The organism is Bacteroides sp. 1001136B_160425_E2 (assembly GCF_015559655.1).
Lineage (GTDB): Bacteria > Bacteroidota > Bacteroidia > Bacteroidales > Bacteroidaceae > Bacteroides > Bacteroides luhongzhouii.
The window spans coordinates 1-21562 of sequence record NZ_JADMQH010000006.1 but is presented as its reverse complement, the minus strand read 5'-3'; the positions used below and the strand labels follow the sequence as shown (position 1 = coordinate 21562).

Genomic DNA, 21562 nt, shown 5'->3' with positions numbered 1-21562 from the left:
ATTATTTCTATTGTTTACTAAAGAGACGCTGTCTCTTCGTTTTGTTTATGGTCACAAATGTAACCGATTTGCTTAAAATAAACAATTTTCAGAGAGGATATTTTAAAAAAAAGAAGATTTAAATAGTTTCAATTTCCGCAACAACTTGCCACTGACAAATGTTTATAATAGAAAAGTATTATTTATTAGAACTATTATGATGACAAATAACCCAAATGCAAACCTTATAGAAGCAATGAAGGAAAAGCTTCCGCTCAAAGGGCAACTGGCAGATATGTTAATGGACACACTATACATAGGAAAAGAGGCAGTATATAGAAGATTGCGCGGTGAAGTACCTTTCACCTTGCAAGAGTCGGCTCTTATTTCAAGAAAACTGGGTATATCACTAGACAAGGTTATAGGACTGAGCTTCAAATCGAACGCCATGTTCAATATAAACATTGTAGATTATGACAACCCGTTCGAGAGTTACTACAATATCCTTGAAAAATATGTCTCGCTAATCAATATGATGCCGGACGACCCGAATTCTGTAATGGGAACTTCCGCCAATATTATTCCCCAGACCCTCTATCTGAAGCATGAGCTTCTGGCAAAATTCCGTTTATTCAAATGGATGTACCAGAATAAATATATTGATTGCAAGAGTTTCGAAGAGTTGGAAATTCCAACGAAACTGATCAATATCCAAAAAGACTATGTAGCCATGACACGACATATTCACTCCATAGACTATATATGGGATAATATGATTTTCCAGCATCTCATCAACGATATCCAATACTTTGCCAGCATCCATCTCATCTCCGACGAAACGAAAGAAGAAATCAAAAAAGAATTATTCTTATTGGCGGACGAACTGGAAGAACTGGCTATCAATGGCAAGACAGCCGATGGCAATCGTGTACGCATCTATGTGTCGAATATCAACTTCGAGGCAACATATAGCTATGTAGACACCAATAATCTGCAACTGAGCCTCATACGTATTTATTCCATCAACTCCATTACCACGATGGACAACGAAATTTTCTGTACCTTGAAAGAATGGATTCAATCTCTGAAAAAATTCTCCACTTTGATATCCGAAAGCGGCGAAATGCAGCGTATTCAATTTTTTAAGCAACAGCGAGAAATTATTGACGCTCTTTAATTTTATTTTCGCAGATTAGAACTTCAAAAAAAATTCAGTTCCAATAAATGAAAGTAGGTAAGAATCTTATCTACTTTTTTTCATTCCCTGTTCCCATCATCCCCACTTGATTCCCAATCAGAAAAAGACCCGCACATTCATCTCTGTTTTACCACACAAATCTTTCAAACACAAGACGTAATTTTGCATAGAATGTATCACTGAGATTATTAACATTAAAATTAAAGGAACAAACAATGAAAAATGGTATTCTAAACGAATTAATATCTACAATGAGGGAACGAATTCCTCAAGATATGAATCTGGCTAATACTTTGGCTGATATTTTATGCATGGGAAAGGAAGCTGTCTATCGCAGATTGAGGGGTGAGGTGTCTTTTACAATAGACGAAGTAGCGTTGCTTTCTCAGAAATTAGGTATTTCTATCGACCAGATTGTCGGCAGCCATGTATCCAACAAAGTAACTTTCGATCTGAATTTACTTCATGCTTCCAGTGTGCTGGAAAGTTACTACGAAATAATCAATCGTTATCTGAAAATTTTCGACTTTGTGAAAACTGATAATACGACGGAGGTGTATACTGCATCCAATTCACTTCCCTTTACACTGTATTCTTTCTATGAGAATTTGTCTAAATTCCGCCTTTGCCGATGGATGTATCAGAATGGAGATATAAAGACGCCACATTCTTTGGAGGAGATGTCTGTGGACGAACGGATCATCAATGTACATAAGAAACTGAGTGAAAGTATAAGACAGTGTCCAAAAACGTTTTTCATCTGGGACACAAATATCTTTTATTCTTTAGTGAAAGAGATCAAGTACTTTGCCAGTCTGAATCTGATAAGCAAGAACGATGTCATGCATTTGAAGAAAGAGCTTCTTCAGTTACTTGGCGTGGTAGAGCATCTGTCCATAAAGGGAGAGTTCAGCGAAAACAAGAAGGTATCTTTCTATCTGTCCAATATCAGTTTCGAAGCCACTTACAGTTATATCGAGAAACATGATTACCAAGTCAGCCTACTGCGGGTATATTCTATCAATTCGATGGATTCGCAAAGCTCGTATATCTGCCAGATGCAACGCAATTGGATTCAATCGTTGAAGCGCCACTCTATTCTGATATCAGAAAGTGGAGAAGCACAGCGTATTGCTTTCTTGCAAAAGCAGTTGGAAGTTATCAATACGTTGTAAACAATTGTAGATTTTAGGATATAAAAAAAGGGGGAAAAGACAAGCTGTATCAGAATGATGACAAACAACATTCTGATACAGCTCTTTTAGCTTTTATTCTATTGTGCGCACACAACGATACCAAGCCCAATCTGTGGATTCATCCGTAGTCCATGCGCCGAATTCACCATTATTATGTCCGGCCAGCCAATAGTTGCCCTCGCGTAAAGTCAATGTCCAGTGCACAGCACTAATCTTCTCGAATCCCTTCCCTGTCCAAGTAGTTGAACCACCGAAACCTTGGTTTTTGATGCTGGTAACAGTTCCTCCCATACTGAGTACCAAAAACATCTCACGCTGGGTAGGCAGACGCCAGCCACTCCCTTTGCTTTCGCATGCCGCTTTTGCTTCCGTCCAAGTTTTGCCATTACTACTGGTATTTTCAATCTGAAACTTAGGAGCAACCTTATTCATCGCGTCACTTGTATCCGGAGTTTCACCTAAAGCAAATAACACCGAAGGGTCCGTTCCTCCACTGGCATCGCGAGAGACAACAGTGACCCCCGAGGATTCTACCGTTAGATAAGGGTACTTCTTTCCGCTATTTACATTATTCTTCACGCAACGGAAATAATTATTATTGCTAACAGGCGCGGAATCCAAATAACCTGCCGACATTTCCATCCAAAAACGTGTACCAGAGCCTTTAGCCTCATAGTATGATGAAGACCAGTAGTTGCCGGTCCAGTTTTGATACCATCCATATATATTCTGACTGTCATGATAATTATAATTCTCCGCATTGCCACCCAAAGCTTTTTCATAGGCAAATGACATCAACAGTTCACTGGCAGTAGGTAGCCGCCAACCATCGCCTATATTCCTACAGACCTCCTCCGCATCGGCTACATTTTCCAACCGTCCCACACTTTGCTTGGCATCGCCTACTCCCTGATAATATATCCTGTTATCAAACCGAAGCGGATAAAGATGGAAAAGAGGTTCTCCGGCAGTTGTGTAAGATTTGGTTTCGGACACCATATGAAGGTCAATCGTACGATAAAACGGGAATTCTTCATCCTCTACGGTATGCATTACATTTCTGAACGTGATTCTTATCGTTCCGCTTTTTCCCTCTTTCCACTTGCCGGGGTGAAGTTTCAGTCTGAAATCGTATCCGTGACCAACCACATCATCTCCCTTCCCATCATTAAAGCCTACGATAGACTCAACATACATCTTTTCGTCTGCATTCTTTCTGCCTAAAATCACATCATTATCCGGATCGGTCCGAATCAGTCCGGTACCATCATCATTCGTTATATTCAATTCCTCAATATTCATAATTTCCCAATTGTTATTGACAAACAATTGCAAATATTGTTCCGCACCCAGATTGACTTTATAAGTACGACTATTGACCGTAGTGGGAATATATCGGAGTGAAAACTCCAGCTCCCCCTGATTGATGGGGAGTTGTATTTGAGTGAGGTATCCCTCCTTATCGTACAGGTCGAACAATATGAAGTCCCAACGCCACCACCAGCCTGTCTCTTCAGCAGAACCATCGCCCACTCTTCGCGGATTAGGCTGTATGGTAAATGCCTGCACCCTTTCACTGAACGGTATCGCGTTCGTCCTGTTTAATTGCGGAATTAAACCGCCGGCATTATATTGGACGATATCGATACCATCAGTGCCATAAAGCTTACCTTCTATCTTATCCACGGAAAACATGACATACACCGTCTGTGGTTCGATAGGAAGTTCGTCACCATCGGGATTTCTAATCGGGAAAAAAAGACCTTTCTCCAACACATTTCCGTATGCATCGACAAATTTGATAATTCCCGGATCTATCGTATACTGCGTCACTTCAATATTGTAAGTCAAGCGCCCTGCCGTCAACGTAACAGTAGCCTTACGCTCAAAACCTATAGTTTCATTATTAAAATAAGGAATCTTCAATTTGAGTTGGGTATCATCGTTCGCAACGCCCGATGCCGCATCGGCTCCACCTTCAAATTTGAGCCAGTCGCTCCCTGCAGTAACGGTGGCCTTCCAACCGCCGGGATTGTCAGTAAAAACATCTATGGCATAACTATTATTCTGGTATTGAGTTACAGCGACCTCCGATTCACCCACTCCGAGCATATATTGCCCATTGTAGACTACATCTTTGACCTTATCACGGTCATAGTGTATCAACCGGAATTTCAGGTTGGACATGACTGTATAGGATGCCAACGCCTCTCTAAAACTTGCATAACCGGTTCCCAACGCCTGGGTAATGGTAATGATGTATTTATGGTTTCGTTTCAAAGGCAAATATTCCACCTGCTCTCCTATATTTCCGATTTTGGTAAAATCCACCCGGTAAAATGTCGATTCACCCGTACCGATCTTTCCTTTCACAATCAGGCAAGTAGCATCCTTACGGCTCGCTTCTCCGTCTTGTCCCGCACCACCGGCATCCTCTGCCGCCGGGGATTCAAAGGTATAAATCTCCCCATCGTAGGGTGTATTACCATTTACGGAATAAAGTATTGCGTCCCCTTCCTCCGTCATTTTACCGCTTCCCGCAGGGAGAACCGGAATATCCGGAGCCGGTTCAGCAACCTGTCCGTTCGTATTCCACGGCGGAGCAATGTATCCGGTGGTATTGTAATTGGCCAAGTAAACTTCTTCGACCGTGAAATTCGAAGTGACACTATTATTATGGATATCAATACGCGCCAGCATACGTTTCATATTTATGCCGGTTATCGGACCCATCGAAGGAGTAATTTTGCTTATTACCTTCTCCCCGTACATCGGAATCCGCGTATACCCACCAGTCGTCGAGCCGTCTGCCAGCCATTTGCCGGTCTGGGTGTGGAGCATCGCTTCCATTGCCTGAACCTTGGTAGTCACTCCTTTCGTGAAACCCGACACAATTCCGTCAAGTTCCTTATTTGCCACCACCACAATACAAGTAGATGCGGTGGTGAAAGGAAGTTTGGCAGAGAAACTCACAGTGGAATTGTCAGCTAAGTCCTGCGTGACTCCTGTAGCGCTGGCCCATTCCAGAAATACCGCTGGTGTTTTTGACACATCAAAAACAAGAATATCCACCGTTTCTATTTCGTCTTCTTTCTTTGCTGTTCCCGTTCCGGTCATCGTACGCGAAGATACGGACGGGAGATTTACATCGGGAACCGTTAATGTAAACCGGATACCGTTTCCTGCCGGAGAAGGTGTCGACCCTAATTCTTCCTGTACGCATCCGGTAAGCCCTACCGTCACCAACAGAACAGACAAAAGATAGCACTTTCTTATGATTGAAATCCCATATTGCATATTTCTATTTCCTTTCCTTAAACTTTGATATTACATATTCTCCATTATGGTGCGATCAATGTCACCGTTATTGGCAGATTATCACCATTCGTATTGGTAAGTGTGAGTATAGCCGTATCACCGGAAACGGCATCGGCTTTGAAGTAGAAGTAAACCGCGTCACCGCTCACGCCACTTGTTTCGAGCATTGTCTCACTGTTAAGCAGAATTCTATCCGGGTCCTGTATCTGGGTTATCTTCCACTCCCACGTTCCCGGATTGCCCGAAGTAAAGACAAGCTTGCGACGTCGCATATTTCCGGTTCCATTATCACTGCTATCCAATTCTACATTCGAGGTCAACCACTCTCCGTCTTCTCCCCACTGACTCAACAGTACATGGTGTCGCAGATTACCGGCATTGATATAAAAGCCTGTTTCCCGTTTAGTTACGGTTCCAGAATTAAATTCGGGCATCACAACCTGGATATTATACGTATACACACCTCCCGAAAGGGATGTCTGGGTCATATTAACCGTTGGCCACGTATCCATAGTACTTTTGTTTAATGACGCACCCGGCAGATAACCCGTATCCGGATTGGCATCATAATTCGTTTTCGCTTCTATATTGACAGTGACACCATCACCAGCCGTCTGGACCTTGGTCTGCGATAATTTAAGATAATACTGTTTATCGAAAATCACGTTCACCGGGCTTTCCGTCCATTCAAGCGGCGTGGCTGAAAGCTGATAGGTTTCGTTGGATATCGTAAGATTGTAGTTGATGTACTCGCCCGACTCCCAGGAGTGCGGGTTCTTGGCGATAATATCACTGAACAGGAATTCCCGGTCGCCAAAGTTGGTGGTAACAACGATTTTGGCGGTTGCGGAGAAAGCGTCGGTCGGCAGCATGAGGAATGTATCACCCATCAAGGTGGCATCTTCGGTCACCGTTTTGTTACCGGTGAAAGTAGAAGCGACCTTCCCGGTGGCGACATCGCTCCAGACAAACTTCGGTTTGCCGTTTTTCGTCGTGACGGTTGGAATTTCAGCCACGGCAAGCTTACCGCTTTTTCCCACATTCTGGAATTCTATTTTCTCGATAGTCACCTCATCCGGTACAGGAGCTACTTTCTTGAATGTAAAGGTAACCTTGGTCAATGTGTGGTAGAAGTGTATATTTACACCTTCAACCCATACAGGGCCCGATATAGCCGCCAGTACATCGACATGATTGGCGGCGGATGCATTCGCTGTATAATTCAATACCATTTCTTCGGGATCGGTGAAACTCGCAGCAGGCGCATTCACATCGTTGTACGGATACCAAGAGAAGAATTTCATGCTCGCATTCAACAATCCAGGCCAATATTGCAACGGCGAGATGGTGGCTGTCAAGTCGGCGTTAACCGTAGCACTTGCATTGAAGTATGGTTGGGGAACGGAAGCATTGGGAGTCAGTAAGCCGTAAAGACCGAAAGTCTCTTCTTTCAGATCGGTATTTGAAGAGATTACCGCACCACGAGTGTAGACATAGCCGCCTTCTCCGATACATTGCACAACAATTAATTCCTTATCACACGTCATCTCTTCTCTGACACACGAAAAGAGGACAGCCGAAAGGACAGCCATTGCCATAATCATCCTGATATTATTTATAGTCTTTATCATCTTACTTCTTTTCCGAAATTAAAAACAATCAGCGAAAGATATTACAAACCCATATCCAAGTCAATGTCTTGTCTTTCACCCCAATCTTCCACGCTTATCGTCAGTATCTGAATACCTATTTTTCCTACGCGTGCCGTTACCTGATACACGTTGTTCCGACGGATCTCCGTAAAAGGTTGCGCTGTCGGACTGCCTGTGCCGTCAACCTTCGTTACGGTTTCAATTACTTTCTCGGTTATTCCGGTGACGTCCGAAGGCCCTTTCGGGACATTAGCCATACTGATAGACAATCGGTCGGAATAATCCGATTTGAATAGGCGTTCGGCTGTGTAGAACGAGCAAAGCAACTTCCGGTTTTCAGCTCCGGAAGCCGATGAATATGCCCAGGTTTCTGTAGTCGTAGCCGTCCAGCTATGCGTTAACAAATTGCTTTCCGACACATCTTCCTTCACTTTTCCGTAGTTTTTTGAAGAGTCGGCGTTATCACGCGTGCCGTTGTCCACGTTTCCCATCACGAAATAGCTATCGTGGGAGAAATTGTGCAAGGTGACACTGGTACTTCCGGCAGTATATCCGGTCACCGCTCCGCCGTCTATGGCTTCGATAAAGACATCTACCCGGGCTACGGCACGTTCGATCACCATTTGCACTGTTTTGGTTTCATCAGGTGCTATGGATATATCCCGGATCACTCCTGTCATTGGCATTCCGGTCGTCGAAATGATCTGCCCGTCACTGTTCAGTATGCTGGAGATATCGTAAATCATCTCTTGCAACGTCAAAAGATTGGCTATACCGTCAAGTTTGCTTGTGAGACTCTGCGGTTCGTTGGCAATAACTACGACCAGGATATCATTGCTGGAAGTCACTTCGAGAAGTTGCGCATCTATATCAGTAGCTGTCTCCGGAGTACTCAACAGGATGTGTTCATTCACATCCAGCCTCACACCACCGGGCGTGCTGCCGAATACGATAAACCGCATGGAGTTTATCTTCTCCTGTTGTTCCACATCCCCATTGTTCACCAAGTCGATGCTAAGTTGCGCCCGGGTAGTATGGGCAGGCAACTCATAAGCCACATCAGCTTCTCTACTGCATGAGAACAAAAGGATGGTGGATGCCAGACAAATGATATGTAATAGCTTTTTTCTCATTCTTAAACTTCCATCCCGTGGAGCCAATAAATCCAGGTCCCCACGACAATACCAATTTGAAGGAATCCTCCTCCGGGTTTTTCAACAATTGTAAATATCAGGTTCCATTCACTCTGCCTGTCAAGATATTCCTGAAAGGGGAGTTCCGTTCCATCGTAACGGGAAACCGGCCGGGCAATGCTCAGGAGTGTCATCAGATTGTAGCTCCAGACCTCGGCTTCGGTATCCGCATTCCTTATAATAAATTTATAATTCCATCCGCTTCTGTTGAGCAAACGCATCGTGTTCAAGCGTGCGGACATAACCACGTCGGATATTTCACCCGGACCTGTATAATAAGGTACATAAGTAACCGGCCCTTGTCCTGCGGGTTCGTTTTTCCAGGAATAAACTGCATTTTCCGGCGCCTGAATTTCAAATGTATATTGCGTACCATCCACTGCTTTTTCCTCAAATCCCATTAACGCGAGATTAAACCGATTGGTGTCGCGTATCAGGTTCACCGGATAAATTTTATGGTCGGTACTGGATGGCAGGTGGTCCACTTCCACAACCTCTCCGAAGTAAAGATGCTGAAACTCGAAATTAACAACATCCGTCTCCCGCTTCAGGGATACAATGACCTGTTGGAGGGTGGTTGTTCCCGGTGCCAGTTTATTACCTGCATGGTCCGAAAGCCGGAATCTGTCAGACAGATTTCCGACGGTCAGTACTTTATAACTTCCGAAATCGAGCTCGTCGGTCAACGACATCCGGTTTCCACCAACCAGCCCAGCAACCTCGGCACTTTTGGTGAAAAGCAATTTATCATCGCTGTCGAACACAAGTACATCCACCGATTTAACCTGCGGATTAAATGCATCCGCATATTCCATATTGTAGTCGAATACAAATTCCAACCAAAGCTCGCACCGTGGCAGGTCTTCGCGTATACTGTCGCACGAAGCCATACATAGCATCGAAGCAACGATAAGGAACAGCGATTTAGTTTTTCCGAACATATCTTTTTCTTTTAGGGGGCAACCCTATCGGTTTGCCATTTTATATTGTCAGAGATCTCCATTTAGTGACCTCCGGTTATTTCCTCTTTTTGGGGCGCGCTTTGTATTTCATTGCATCTCGGATGCGCCGGTATATTTCAGTGCTGTTTTTGGGAAGCCTGTCACCGGCTTGTTTTTTACTTTTTTCGGCGGTCTGTTCCGCACGGAATATCTATTAAAAAAAGTACAGGGCAGGCAGTCTGCACTGCCCTGTTTTCTTTGAAAGCAAAGAGTTTATTTAGATTTCGAAATTTGTAGTCCAGTATATCCACGGAGCAACTTTAATCTCAAAGTGGAGATAAGCACCCAACTTATCGATATCTTCATTATCATCCGGATCTTCGGGACCACCACCTGGATACCACGGTGTACCGTTACCATTCACCTTTGTCAGCGTAAGCGTGTAATAGTTATTACGCACTACACCGTATTTTCCGTACTCCATGTAAGAGTCAGCTGTATTGTCATGACGAATCTCATAGTAGTAATAGTTGAGACTCTTTGGATACCAATAGATGCAACCTTCTTCTTTGCATAGTTCACCACCATTCTGAATATTGTTGTCGTCAATAATAGTCTGCGTAAGAAGAGCGAAACTACCCGGATCAGAGGTGGTAAGCTCAGATTTTATCTGGTTATAAAACAGTTCGCATGCCGAAACCAAGAGTTTCTCCTGAGCAGTCATAGGTTGCGTGTTTGTTTCTTTAGTTTTAGCCTCTATATAAGCAGCTAGTAACAGGGCAAAATTCTTGAAGTTTACAGAGCTAGTTCCGTTAGGAAGACGATACCAGTCATCTCCTAAAGAAAAATCACTATCATCCTTCCAAGGGGCATACTTGCCTTTAAGCACCAGACGCGTAGCTGCACCGAACTTCTGATATCCTTCGGCCATCGTATTCTCAATGCAGTATTTGTAATTATCACCCGCAGTCACACTTTCAGCAACCCATTCTACCAGAGGTTCGCGGTTAGCATCAAGTGTATTCTTGACAATACCTGTAAGATATTCGGTTCCACCCGCAGTCGTAAAGTTAGGGTCGACTGTATAGAAGTTACTTTTATAGAATCCGGTAGTATGAGACGATGCTGTGGTAGTCTTCTTTGCAAAAGGAAACAACAGAGAGTTGTAGTAGTCTATAGTCCAATTTCCAAAATCAAACTGTCCAAGACTGGCATTTGTTACATCTGCAAAAGGCCCGACTTCTAATGAACTGCCAATCATAACCTCCAATTTTGCGGCAAGGCGTTCTATTTCAAGAGTAGCCGGATTACTTTTCGCCGCATTCAGAGCTTGCGCTTCCGTTTTATAGTTGCTGGCCAAAATAATCTTGTCCGATACATCGAGCAGACATTCTTCTTTCCATGCATGATTGTCTGGATTTGAATCGGAATCATCGAAGAATCCGACATTAATCATTGCACAACCATTGGAGTGCACAACCTCCTCTACCAGATAAGCATTGTTAGGCTTACCACTCTGTGTAGGAACTGTAATCATTGTATTGATGGTAGCATATGTTGCACCTACTGCAATAGCATCCAAACGACTCTTTAATTGGTAACCCGGATTGGCAATAACAAGCAGATATTTAGTATCCGTACCCACCTTTATCGGAGTATTCGGAGTCGTAACTCCACTATTTGTCCCGAAAGAACCGGCTCCTAATATCGTGGCATACTTAGTTGCATCTGCATCCTTAGTCACCACTTTACTCGCATTGAACGTAATCACATAAAGCTCTTTAATCTCGCTTTCCGCCGGCAAAGCCGGTTGTTCGCCAGAAGCACGTGAACCCGGTACTTTTGGATTAGTCATACTAATTGATACGTAGGCTACATCATAACCTATCCCCCCATCAACTCCGGGATTTTCCTCCAAATTCTCATTTGAACAACTTGCCAATGCCGCAACGGCCAGCAACGAAACTAAAATTGATTTAATCTTTAGCATAATACAAAAAATTATTAGAATTAATACATATATAATTTCCCACTTAATCAGTAAGTTTTACTTACTATTCTTTCTCATTTCGGCAGCATTAGCCTTCTTCCTGACTAATTCTTCCAGATTGCCCCTAGCTGCATCCAGACCTGACTGCTCTGCAACCTTCAAATACTTCTTCGATAATTCATAATCTCCCTTCATTAACATTAATATTCCCATAGCATTATTATATTCCGGCAATTTCTTATTCGAATTCACCATACCCAGATAACGTTCGGCCGAAACCAAGTCATTGCGTGATAAAGCGGCAGTAGCAGCATTTATATTTGCAATTTCACTCTGCGGATACATCCGGACAGCCGTTTCGAACACATCAATAAATTCTTGCGAGCCTGTCGGATAGGTATTAGCTACCAGGAACATTTCATTCAAGCTCAGATTCTGCGGGCGCGTCTTGATAATCTCTTTCGCTTCCTCCACACTGAAATCCCTCACTTCGTAATTCACTTTGCAGATAGCCACACGCAGACTTGGGAAAATATACTTCAACAAGTACCGGTAAGGCGTTCCGCCGTGAAGTTGCATCAGTTTTGTTTCTCTTCCTTTTTCAATAGGTATGTTCCTGATAATATCCAGCACTTCATCTTTATATTCCAATTCGATTGTTTCAAGCGCCTTCTCCAGTCCGTCCCAGTTTTCACCTCCAAAGACAATGTAGTATTGGTTTCTCGGAAAATCGTATCTGTATGCCAGATAATCCCGAAGCGCCATGGCCCGCCCTTCAGACAGACGCTTGTTCGCTGCCAATGTTCCTTCTGGAGAAGCATAACCGATAATATCCAGACGGTTCACTTTCACATTCGGATCGGACTTCAGTTCATCGATCATCTTACGGATTTTAGCCAGTTCCTGAGGATTATTCATGTATTCAGGACGAATATTGACTTTATTCACCTCGAAATCCAGAAAACATTCCGCTTGAATATCACGTTGCTTGATTTCTTCCGCTTTCGGTTGCAGATAAGCAAACTGAGGAGCCACTATGTAAGGCGTCCATACACGTTCCAACGTCACTTTGCCAAATTCCTCTATGTTCATCAATGTCGTTTCACCGCAACCACATTCGTCACGCTGCACGTCCAGACGCGCATCCTTCATCCATGATTCGAACGGAACCAGATATTGATACCGAATCGTATCATTTCTTAGTTTTCCAGCTTTTTCCACTATATATGGCTTCTCGTAGTTTCTCTTCTCTTTGGCGCTCATCAACGCAAGCTCACGCTCATACGCCAGATACTCGTCACGACCTTTAATAGAAACTTTCGGAAGATTCTGAGTGCGTCCGAGAGTCACCAGCCGCGGAATAAAATCCATTCCCCGGGCAGATTTCACTTTCACATTATTCAAAACAAAATCTATATCGACATGAATAAATTCACCTTTCTGTTCCAACCGCACAGGATTCACAGTAATGCCACCTTCGTAAGAGCGGGACTGAGCCATAGCTGTGTTTATATTCAGGCTGCAAACCACCAACATACACACAAGGAAACCTATTTTTCTTATTATCATATTCCTCATTATTTAATTACATAAATAAGTGACACACTTGCCTTAGTAGGCCCGAAATAGTTTTTGCTGCTTTCCTTCAATCTCGTACCACAGGTAGCGCAAGGATACTTATCATATACAATGTGCGCATATCCCACTCCAACAGACGTTTCTATGCTCCAGCGCTTTTTCAGAATCCACGAATATCCTACGGAAAAGCCACCGCCATAAAGATATCCCTGATAACGCGTATGCTGCATATTGTTACTGATAAAAGACCAGTCGGGCCACCCTCCTACATTGAAATCGGCATAATGTCCGTGTATTCCGGCAAACATACGCCGAAAACTCTCGCAAAACCAGTAACGGACCTCGGGTTGTATTCCCCAATGACGGAGACGTTTGCCGTCGGAAAGTTTCCACGGATTATAATTGATCGGAATATCCAGCGTCCATTTACGCGCCAGTCCGATCTCCAGCCCCAAATTCATGGTAGTAGTAGCATCATACAACAGATTGCTTTTCAGCGCAACCTTCTGGGCATGCCCCTCGGAAATAGCACATCCGAGCATGAATAATATGAGTATAGCAACTTTCTTCATTTATATCACATTTACTGTTGTTTATTGCCCTAATTGAGTAACATCTATTTTTATGCGTTGCACATTACTGATACCCGTTCTAGCGGAAGATACCATTGTTGTGAGATGTACGATTCCGTTTCTGGAATCCGCCTCTATATTGGGCAATACCTTAATGTATATCTTACCGTCTTCAACGATAATGCGTTCTTCTCCTGTATGTTCTTCCGGCATTACGGAAGAATACAGGCGAATCCAATTTTTAGCACTTTCATCCACTTCGCCCGTAAGGCAGAAATAGTTGATTTCATACACCTCTGAATTTGAATTTCCAGTAGGCATGAGCTGAAGCGTACTTCCCGCAGCAGGAACAGCTTTCCTTTGTCTAATATGAACTTCTTTTTCCAAATTTCCTGTTTTTAATGTTATATACATATCATCTTACCACCTGTTTCTCTTTGTCTTCCTTCATACCACATCAGCTAGTCAGAGCTCCCAACTGTTACCGGTGTTATCACCAGACCAATGGAAGTGACTATCGGTATCTTGTAATAAGAGTCTTGACTTTTGTAAGTCCCTTGAATGTTCAGACAGGTGTTGTTCTGAATGCCGGACTCATACATAATATAATTCATGGGGATAGATTCTTGAGTATCACTATAAGACAGAAGGCAAAGCAAAGAATTGCTCAACGGTTTAGTCAACAACCTGGCATATATATCCGCACAAGTTGTCACCTCCGGTGTTAATTGGATGAGAATGCTAATCACATTCAACTCCTGCACACACCCCACCGCAGATAATAAAAAAATCAAATATAAAAAACTGGTTGTAAGTCTTGTTATTTCTCTCATCAATTCTCTAATGTACTTTCTTCTACTTTTCGTATATCTCTTACTTCTCTTTTTGCTTTTCTCTCAGGACAATATTTTTGTCCAAATCTCATATTGCAAATTTCGGAATATTAAAGGAGATACAAAATTGTATTCATTTCTGTTACAGAGAATCAACTCAGAATAAAGGGGCTAATTATGCAGGTAGCGAATAACGAGGTTACGAAATTCACAACAAAAATATTCAATATTCTCATTTCTTTCGATATGCGAACATTTTAAAATTCACAAGTTTCTTTCATAAAAACTTGGACAATGGAGGGAAGTTATAGTTTTCCGTGTCATTTAGACACAACTCAGGCACAAATTAGACAAAAGGCATAGCTATTTTATACAACAAAATAGGCTAATAACTTGCATAATTTGCGCCTAAATGACAGAATGTTCAATTTCTGTATATATATAACTATCAGATTATAAGGTTTTACGCTCAGTTTCCGTAGGTGCTACCTCATCAGGAATACTGAATTCGCGATTAGCAAACAGATCTGCAAGTCCTGAAATTTGTTTCAGGCGCAACAATTCATCACGATCCATACCAATATTTTTCATTATCCATTGATCGGACATACCTGCTTTGTCAAGCTCTGCAACAATGTTGCACATCAGTTCAATGTTATGCATTCCACGCGCACGGTTGTGCCGGATGGTCGAACTCATACGGTTAGACAAGTCTTTGTCTATCACCACAATCGGCAACAAACCGTTTTCACGCTTATAGATTCGTTGGGAAGTTTTCAATACCGTATAGCGATGGTAACCATCCACCAAGATATAACGGTCTTCATCTTTATTGTAGTAACATACACATGGCATCGTAAAGCCATCTTCCCAAATAGAGAGTTCCAGCAACTTCATTTCAGGCGGTGCAACGACATTCGGATTATAATCGTTCGCATATACTTTTTCTACGGGTACCGCTTTTACCTCGTAAACAGGGCTTTTATCTACACTCATGATACTATGATTCTATATTGTTCCATAATTTGGCTTCTCTTACTCATCTCCTCCTTTGTAGGTGAGAATCCCATATATTTGCAGGCATGATCATTCTTGAGAATACAAACACACATTCGCTTATACGTAGGTATTTCTTTGAATTCCGGAATGTCAATATCATCCTGATACTCCATACGTACCGGTTTTTTCAACGTTTTGTAATTACTGTTGTCCATAACGATAATCGGTACTTTCGCATCAATCAGCTTTTGAATGGTGGCATCACTCAGGCATCCGCCTTTTGTCCGCCAGAAATTCACGCTTACTGAAAGTTTACGGAGATAGTTTTTCCTCGCCCGTTCCGGCAAAGTGGACAACAAGAAATACATAAACTCGCGCCATGTATATCCTTCGGGAAGTTTCACCGACTGCCATCCCATCGCATGAGTACCGCCATACATACCGGTAAAGTTCACGCCGTTCACCCTTCCGACCATTTTGCCCCAAGTATTAGGATCAAGCACCCGGTAAAGTTGTAGGCTCTCCTGCGCTTCATTAATAAAAGGACTCGCTACACGCTGACGCTCCAGATTGACTCCAGCACGATAGTAAAGGTCATATAAAGTATTATAATCCCACTGGAATTTTCCATTGGCCGTCCATACATCCGTCGTCTTCCAGTCGAATATAGGATAGGCATTATAAATATCATTCCCGACTTTTGAAGTCCATTTGTATTTATGATACATCTGGAATTTGCGGCTCATATAGATACATCTCCACCGGTTGAAACTTTCCTGTGTACGGATTCCGATCAGACAACAAGTGCGTACTGCGTCATTTTTGTTATGTATCCATTGCGCAAAACGCATCTGAAACTCATAATCCCACATGGTTGTATTATAAAAAGGAAAATCATCTTTGGTCATTGCCTTTTTAGGCATGGAACGAACCCATATATTCTTTTTATTATCTTCCCAGGGACGCCAAAAGGATTGATACATCGAAGTGCAGGTAGCCACACGGAAAGGAATACACACCCTGTACACATCCAAAATATCCTTGTTAGCCTCCAGTATCCGGTCTACATAGTCGATGGTCATTTTATACTGGATTTCATAATCCATGTGAAAAACTCCCAGACGTATATTCAGCTTATTCTTCCGAATATAGTCAATACACATATTCAGCAGTACCCCACTGTCTTTACCTCCAGAGAATGACACATATATATTATCAAATTCATTAAATATAACTTTCAGTCGTTCTTGTGCTAATTCATATACATTCTTTGTGCCTGCTATTTTCTTTTTCGTCATAAGTTATCTATACATTTTTACATACCGTGTCCATTTCTTGTCCATGGATACAAATTCAAACTTTTCAAATGTTTCTTTATCTTGTACCAGTGTGACCGAATTGAGCAACCAGCTCTCAGGCCCGAATTCCGCAATGGCGGCAGGCAACAAATGCGACAGGATTTCCTCCCGTTCGGTGTCTTCTGCCTTCACATAATAATTATTGATTACAGCTTTCTTCCGATTTTTCTGTTCCACCGGTAGGAAGCCCACCACTTCTTTATCTTCAATAGCAATAAACCACACATACTCTTCGCCCGTCTTAAAAGGGTAATTATTGTTTGCGCGTATCACTTCGGGATCCATCACCATCGGCGCCAGAAGCCGATATAAGTGTTTATCTTTTCCTTTTAATCGTATTATCTGTATCATATCATTCAAAAATGGACACACAAAAATAAGGAAAAAATATCAAATCCGTCATTTCTGTTCCTAAAACATTTGTTTTTCATGTTATTATCTCTATATTTCGATATTTTTGAAATCACTCGTCCGTCATTCCTCTTTCACGTATAAAATAAGTCAATATGGTAGCAAAACTTTGATATTCCCGCCTGGGAGTATGCGACCGACTTTGATATTGATAACGGGCAAAGATGACTTCACATGCCAGTTTATATTTGAAATGCAGCTTTAAACGATGCTGCAAAAACTCAAACACCCGGCAGAGATATGCAAACACATCTCCCACTTTGGCTTTGAGAATTAGTCGTGGTTCACGATGCATATCCGATATATGTTCCATTTCACTAAGAACATATTCCAGTTGCTCTATTTCCTCACCAGTATTTTGCATTGTACATTTCATTTGTTCCATTTTCTCTTCCTGATGGATGTAGTGTTCTCGCTTTCGTTGTAAACGATCTTTTATGGTCTCTATTTCTTTCAATATTATAAAATTTAGTTATATATAAACGGCTTGACATTACTGATTATTAAAATGGCAAAACGCCATATAAAATTTAATTTCACCTGCAAATATAGAGAAGATTGTTTAAATAATTAGATTTTTATTTAAAAAATATTCATACTTATAACACATTTAAATTACCAGCATTATAAGATCGTTTTTTCCTTCCGGTGAAACGAATTATATTTTTGCATAATATTTAAATATTTTAAACAATGGATAATCCATCTTTTGACTGACTGCTTCATGGCTGCCATGTACTGTCTGAAGTGACAGTAGCTTATTTTCCCAGCTATCAGCATAATTGTTCAGCAGTGAAAGCATTCCGCCAAAACATAATTAAATCTACTAGCAGAAATACTTAAGAGATACCTTCTCCTCCCTAAAGTCTTATTCGAAGAGCAAATAAAAGTAACTAAAAATGCAACAGGATACTTTGACGCGTTTATTTTGGTATTAACCATGTCAATTATAGTACTGTGGAATATCACATCACCAGTACACATTTCAATGTCGGAAGGGTGAGTCTGTAATGTCCATCGCTCATTGGGTAAAATTATGGGGTTGGAAACGCAGTCGCACGCGGTATTTCTTCAATAAGATGTACGATGAAAGTATTATCGAAAGATTATCTAATCCATACAACACTCACGATTCTCTATTAATCAAGCGTTTACGATAGTCAATTACCTTATACAAAGGTAGTCAATTAAAATTTTAGACAGATTTTGGTCAAATATTCTTTTTTATTAATTAAAAAGGCTACAGTATTACAAACTAGTATTGGATTTCAGTCTCTTTTCCATATATTTGCGCCCGCATTCTTATTTTTGAATCAACCTCCTTATTCAATTTACCAAACTAGATAAAACAAATGGGAAATATAAACGCAGTAATTACAGGAGTCGGAGGATATGTACCCGATTATATCTTAACCAATGATGAGATATCCAAAATGGTAGATACCACCGATGAATGGATTATGGGGCGTATTGGCATTAAGGAAAGGCGTATTCTGAAAGATGAAGGACTGGGAACTTCTTACATAGCTCGTAAAGCTGTCAAACAATTGATAAAACGTACCCACACAAGTCCAGATGATATTGATCTGGTAATTGTAGCTACAACAACTCCTGATTACCGCCTTCCTTCCACTGCTTCTATTTTATGTGAGAGACTGGAACTAAAAAGAGCTTTTGCTTTCGACATACAGGCCGTTTGCAGTGGTTTTTTATATGCATTGGAGACAGGAGCCAATTTTATCCGTTCCGGAAATTACAAGAAAGTGGTAGTTGTAGGTGCTGAAAAGATGTCGTCAATAATAAACTATACTGACCGGGCAACTTGTCCGATTTTTGGCGATGGCGGAGCAGCCGTCATGCTTGAACCTACTACTGAAGATTTAGGTATTATGGATGCTGTGTTAAGAACAGATGGTAAAGGATTACCTTTTTTACATATTAAAGCCGGTGGTTCCGTATGCACCCCTTCTTATTATTCATTGGATAATAAAATGCACTACATCTACCAAGAAGGACGCACCGTATTCAAATATGCAGTATCTAACATGGCAGATGCTTGTGAATCTATTATTGCAAGAAACCATCTAAGCAAAGACAATATCGACTGGATGATTCCCCATCAGGCTAATCAACGTATTATTACTGCCGTAACACAACGTTTGGAAGTTCCTGTCGAAAAGGTCATGGTTAACATCGAACGATACGGCAATACCAGTGCAGGCACTCTTCCACTCTGCCTTTGGGATTTTGAAGATAAACTCAAAAAAGGAGATAGTCTGATTCTCACCGCATTCGGAGCTGGATTTGCCTGGGGAGCCATTTATATAAAATGGGGATATGATGGAAAAAAGAGATAGCAATTATTTTCTAGATGCGGTGCGTACGGAAGATGAACCTTAGATTTATTCCTCACATATTCAATATCTTAGCAAGCTCTTAATTCTTTCTCCCACTAATAACCCCACGTGTGCAATTCTTTAGATTGCTTGGTGTTGCGGTGGTTGTTTGAGTTGTTGCAAAGATAATAATTTTCTGCGAAAACAAGGCATTTAATGAAATATTGCATAATAAAGACTTTAACATATCTAAAAATTATATATCTTTGTGCTATTAATTAAACACTCAGATTGTTATGGAATGTATTTATTGCAAACAGAATATACCAGATAACGCTAAATTTTGCCCATTTTGTACCCAACAAATTAGGTGTATAGAATGTAATGAACCTCTCTTTCCCAATGCAAAGGTATGTATTAATTGTGGAAAAGCATTGAATATAGAAGTTAATGCAAATATGAATACTATTGAATTTTCAGAGACTAAAAATTCACGTTCTTTTAAAGCATGCTTTACTGATACAGTTGGTGGTAGTATAGGTGAAGCTATTGGATTGATTATAAACGACAAATTACCTGTTAAAAATACATTTAAATCAAAGACACAAATCTCTGCAAGCTTACTTCCTCATAATAGTAGTGAAGGAGAGAATATAGATACGGTAGAAGTCGTAGACGATGAATTGGAACAACTTAATCAAGTATTCAAAAATAGCAATGGAAAAACATCCTTACAAGAAACAAGATTGAAAGCCAAATCTAAAAGAGATGCGGGTATAAGATTAACATTGCTATTTATGTATTATCAATATAAATTAGGTATTGAAGAAGTTCAAAGAATAGATTTAACTAAAATTTTAAGAGATGCGAGCTTAGAAGATTCCAATTGGCGTACTTGGTTAATTAATAATAATTTAGTAGGTGTAAAGGAAGATAAAGTTGAACTAAAGGCTCCGGGAAGAGATGCGGCTAAAGAATTTTTATTAGAAGTTCTAAATCCTGAAATAGAAGATAAATGGAAATTAGGTACTTCACGTACAAGCAAGAGAGGAAAAAAGAAAGAAAGTAATGATGAAACTGAAATTTGATGACTTTTGCAAAGCTTCTGAAATTGCATTTCAAAAGAAAAAAATAGATGCTGCTGTTTTAATAATTTGGTATCACCAAAAGGTATCAAATAGAAATTCAATATCTATAAATGAAATAAATAATTATTTTAAACAGGCTCACTTGCCAGAATATAATAAATTTCGATTATCGGAACATTTAAGATTAGATAAAAGAATAACAAAGGGTGAAAATGGTAATTATAAACTCAATAGAGCTATTCTTGAGGTATTAGACCAGAAATTCAACCATTTATTTGAAGATGAAACGAAAATTCAACTCCAAATATCTTTAGAAAATACTCCTTTTTTAGAAAATACAGATATTGAAAATGCTCATAAAATGGCAGAATTGTATCTAATTATTTTTTGTTTTGAAAATTCTGCAAGGCATTTTATATTAAAAATATTTTCATCAAATTTTGGTGAGGACTGGTGGAATATTATAAAAAATACAGATTTTAAAAAGAAAGTAGAAGAACGCATGTCGCGTGAGCAAAAACTGAAATGGATTTGCCAACGAGGGACATCCCCTCTATTTTATTTGGATTGGAGCGATTTATTAAAAATTATACGAAAATACGAAAATTTATTCACGCCCTTTATTGCTGATTTAAAATTCATAGAACTACGATTTGAAGAGCTTGAAAGAGTTAGAAATATTATTGCGCATAATGGCATTATACCTGATAAAAATGATATAAATCGATTAATTTTATATTTTCAAGATTGGTGTAAACAACTTAAGAAGCTTTCCATCTGATTATTTATAAATAGGGATATTCCTGAAATAGGAAAATTTAAGGCAACTAATTCATTGCGAGTTAGTTGCCTTTTTTGTATCTTTAAGCATTCCCCCCAAAAAACGGTTTGACGGCCAAAACGGGGGTAATCTAAAATAA

18 protein-coding genes are annotated in these 21562 nt (G+C 40.7%); 5 read left to right on the top strand and 13 right to left on the bottom strand.

Annotated elements, in window-relative coordinates; all coding sequences use genetic code 11:
* Window positions 1-196 precede the first annotated feature (196 nt).
* Both I2I04_RS07320 and I2I04_RS07315 read left to right on the top strand, forming a co-directional pair.
* Complete coding sequence (locus I2I04_RS07320; protein ID WP_143260080.1) at window positions 197-1156, top strand: hypothetical protein; 960 nt, start codon at window positions 197-199, stop codon at window positions 1154-1156.
* Between the two features lie 236 nt (window positions 1157-1392).
* Complete coding sequence (locus I2I04_RS07315) at window positions 1393-2352, top strand: hypothetical protein (protein ID WP_195470485.1); 960 nt, start codon at window positions 1393-1395, stop codon at window positions 2350-2352.
* Between the two features lie 93 nt (window positions 2353-2445).
* Here the strand turns inward: I2I04_RS07315 and I2I04_RS07310 are convergent, their stop codons facing one another.
* From I2I04_RS07310 to I2I04_RS07250, 13 genes are all read right to left on the bottom strand, one after another.
* On the bottom strand, window positions 2446-5670 hold the full coding sequence (locus tag I2I04_RS07310; protein WP_195654690.1) for a fimbrial protein: 3225 nt from the start codon (window positions 5668-5670) through the stop codon (window positions 2446-2448).
* 44 nt (window positions 5671-5714) lie between these two features.
* Window positions 5715-7322 carry a fimbrillin family protein gene (locus I2I04_RS07305; protein WP_195654689.1) on the bottom strand — a complete coding sequence of 536 codons (1608 nt, stop codon included), beginning with the start codon at window positions 7320-7322 and terminating at the stop codon, window positions 5715-5717.
* A gap of 41 nt (window positions 7323-7363) precedes the next feature.
* Window positions 7364-8476, bottom strand: coding sequence for a fimbrial protein (locus tag I2I04_RS07300; protein ID WP_195654688.1), 1113 nt, complete (start codon window positions 8474-8476; stop codon window positions 7364-7366).
* Between the two features lie 2 nt (window positions 8477-8478).
* The gene (locus tag I2I04_RS07295) at window positions 8479-9477 is read right to left on the bottom strand and encodes a FimB/Mfa2 family fimbrial subunit (protein WP_195654687.1); all 999 of its coding nucleotides are present in this window, start codon (window positions 9475-9477) and stop codon (window positions 8479-8481) included.
* Between the two features lie 277 nt (window positions 9478-9754).
* Window positions 9755-11467 (bottom strand): Mfa1 family fimbria major subunit, encoded by a 1713-nt coding sequence (locus tag I2I04_RS07290; protein ID WP_195654686.1) that lies wholly within the window; start codon window positions 11465-11467, stop codon window positions 9755-9757.
* 57 nt (window positions 11468-11524) lie between these two features.
* Window positions 11525-13036, bottom strand: coding sequence for a DUF3868 domain-containing protein (locus I2I04_RS07285; protein ID WP_195654685.1), 1512 nt, complete (start codon window positions 13034-13036; stop codon window positions 11525-11527).
* 8 nt (window positions 13037-13044) lie between these two features.
* Window positions 13045-13617, bottom strand: coding sequence for a DUF3575 domain-containing protein (locus tag I2I04_RS07280; protein ID WP_143260072.1), 573 nt, complete (start codon window positions 13615-13617; stop codon window positions 13045-13047).
* A gap of 21 nt (window positions 13618-13638) precedes the next feature.
* Window positions 13639-14004, bottom strand: a complete 366-nt coding sequence (locus tag I2I04_RS07275; protein ID WP_143260071.1) for a hypothetical protein — start codon at window positions 14002-14004, stop codon at window positions 13639-13641.
* Window positions 14005-14078: 74 nt separating this feature from the next.
* Window positions 14079-14411, bottom strand: a complete 333-nt coding sequence (locus tag I2I04_RS07270) for a hypothetical protein (protein WP_223225922.1) — start codon at window positions 14409-14411, stop codon at window positions 14079-14081.
* 492 nt (window positions 14412-14903) lie between these two features.
* Entirely contained in the window at window positions 14904-15446 is a 543-nt protein-coding gene (locus I2I04_RS07265; protein WP_004300435.1) for an IbrB-like domain-containing protein, read from the bottom strand.
* Window positions 15443-16747 carry a DUF3440 domain-containing protein gene (locus tag I2I04_RS07260; protein ID WP_143260070.1) on the bottom strand — a complete coding sequence of 435 codons (1305 nt, stop codon included), beginning with the start codon at window positions 16745-16747 and terminating at the stop codon, window positions 15443-15445. The genes I2I04_RS07265 and I2I04_RS07260 overlap by 4 nt, the downstream gene beginning before the upstream one ends.
* 3 nt (window positions 16748-16750) lie before the next feature.
* Complete coding sequence (locus tag I2I04_RS07255; RefSeq protein ID WP_143260069.1) at window positions 16751-17158, bottom strand: hypothetical protein; 408 nt, start codon at window positions 17156-17158, stop codon at window positions 16751-16753.
* Window positions 17159-17270: 112 nt separating this feature from the next.
* Window positions 17271-17678 carry a hypothetical protein gene (locus I2I04_RS07250; RefSeq protein ID WP_143260068.1) on the bottom strand — a complete coding sequence of 136 codons (408 nt, stop codon included), beginning with the start codon at window positions 17676-17678 and terminating at the stop codon, window positions 17271-17273.
* 892 nt (window positions 17679-18570) lie between these two features.
* On the opposite strand from I2I04_RS07250, the gene I2I04_RS07245 reads away from it, so the two are divergent.
* From I2I04_RS07245 to I2I04_RS07235, 3 genes are all read left to right on the top strand, one after another.
* Complete coding sequence (locus I2I04_RS07245) at window positions 18571-19575, top strand: beta-ketoacyl-ACP synthase III (protein ID WP_143260067.1); 1005 nt, start codon at window positions 18571-18573, stop codon at window positions 19573-19575.
* Between the two features lie 275 nt (window positions 19576-19850).
* Entirely contained in the window at window positions 19851-20642 is a 792-nt protein-coding gene (locus I2I04_RS07240) for a zinc ribbon domain-containing protein (protein WP_118465591.1), read from the top strand.
* Window positions 20623-21423 carry a Swt1 family HEPN domain-containing protein gene (locus I2I04_RS07235; protein WP_143260066.1) on the top strand — a complete coding sequence of 267 codons (801 nt, stop codon included), beginning with the start codon at window positions 20623-20625 and terminating at the stop codon, window positions 21421-21423. The genes I2I04_RS07240 and I2I04_RS07235 overlap by 20 nt, the downstream gene beginning before the upstream one ends.
* Window positions 21424-21562: the final 139 nt, after the last annotated feature.

Coding starts and splice junctions, on each gene's coding strand:
- I2I04_RS07265 (WP_004300435.1), bottom strand. CDS start 15,446: ATGAGTGTAGATAAAAGCCCTGTTTACGAGGTAAAAGCGGTACCCGTA.
- I2I04_RS07290 (WP_195654686.1), bottom strand. CDS start 11,467: ATGCTAAAGATTAAATCAATTTTAGTTTCGTTGCTGGCCGTTGCGGCA.
- I2I04_RS07320 (WP_143260080.1), top strand. CDS start 197: ATGATGACAAATAACCCAAATGCAAACCTTATAGAAGCAATGAAGGAA.
- I2I04_RS07285 (WP_195654685.1), bottom strand. CDS start 13,036: ATGATAATAAGAAAAATAGGTTTCCTTGTGTGTATGTTGGTGGTTTGC.
- I2I04_RS07235 (WP_143260066.1), top strand. CDS start 20,623: ATGATGAAACTGAAATTTGATGACTTTTGCAAAGCTTCTGAAATTGCA.
- I2I04_RS07315 (WP_195470485.1), top strand. CDS start 1,393: ATGAAAAATGGTATTCTAAACGAATTAATATCTACAATGAGGGAACGA.
- I2I04_RS07295 (WP_195654687.1), bottom strand. CDS start 9,477: ATGTTCGGAAAAACTAAATCGCTGTTCCTTATCGTTGCTTCGATGCTA.
- I2I04_RS07300 (WP_195654688.1), bottom strand. CDS start 8,476: ATGAGAAAAAAGCTATTACATATCATTTGTCTGGCATCCACCATCCTT.
- I2I04_RS07280 (WP_143260072.1), bottom strand. CDS start 13,617: ATGAAGAAAGTTGCTATACTCATATTATTCATGCTCGGATGTGCTATT.
- I2I04_RS07255 (WP_143260069.1), bottom strand. CDS start 17,158: ATGATACAGATAATACGATTAAAAGGAAAAGATAAACACTTATATCGG.
- I2I04_RS07245 (WP_143260067.1), top strand. CDS start 18,571: ATGGGAAATATAAACGCAGTAATTACAGGAGTCGGAGGATATGTACCC.
- I2I04_RS07310 (WP_195654690.1), bottom strand. CDS start 5,670: ATGCAATATGGGATTTCAATCATAAGAAAGTGCTATCTTTTGTCTGTT.
- I2I04_RS07305 (WP_195654689.1), bottom strand. CDS start 7,322: ATGATAAAGACTATAAATAATATCAGGATGATTATGGCAATGGCTGTC.
- I2I04_RS07240 (WP_118465591.1), top strand. CDS start 19,851: ATGGAATGTATTTATTGCAAACAGAATATACCAGATAACGCTAAATTT.
- I2I04_RS07260 (WP_143260070.1), bottom strand. CDS start 16,747: ATGACGAAAAAGAAAATAGCAGGCACAAAGAATGTATATGAATTAGCA.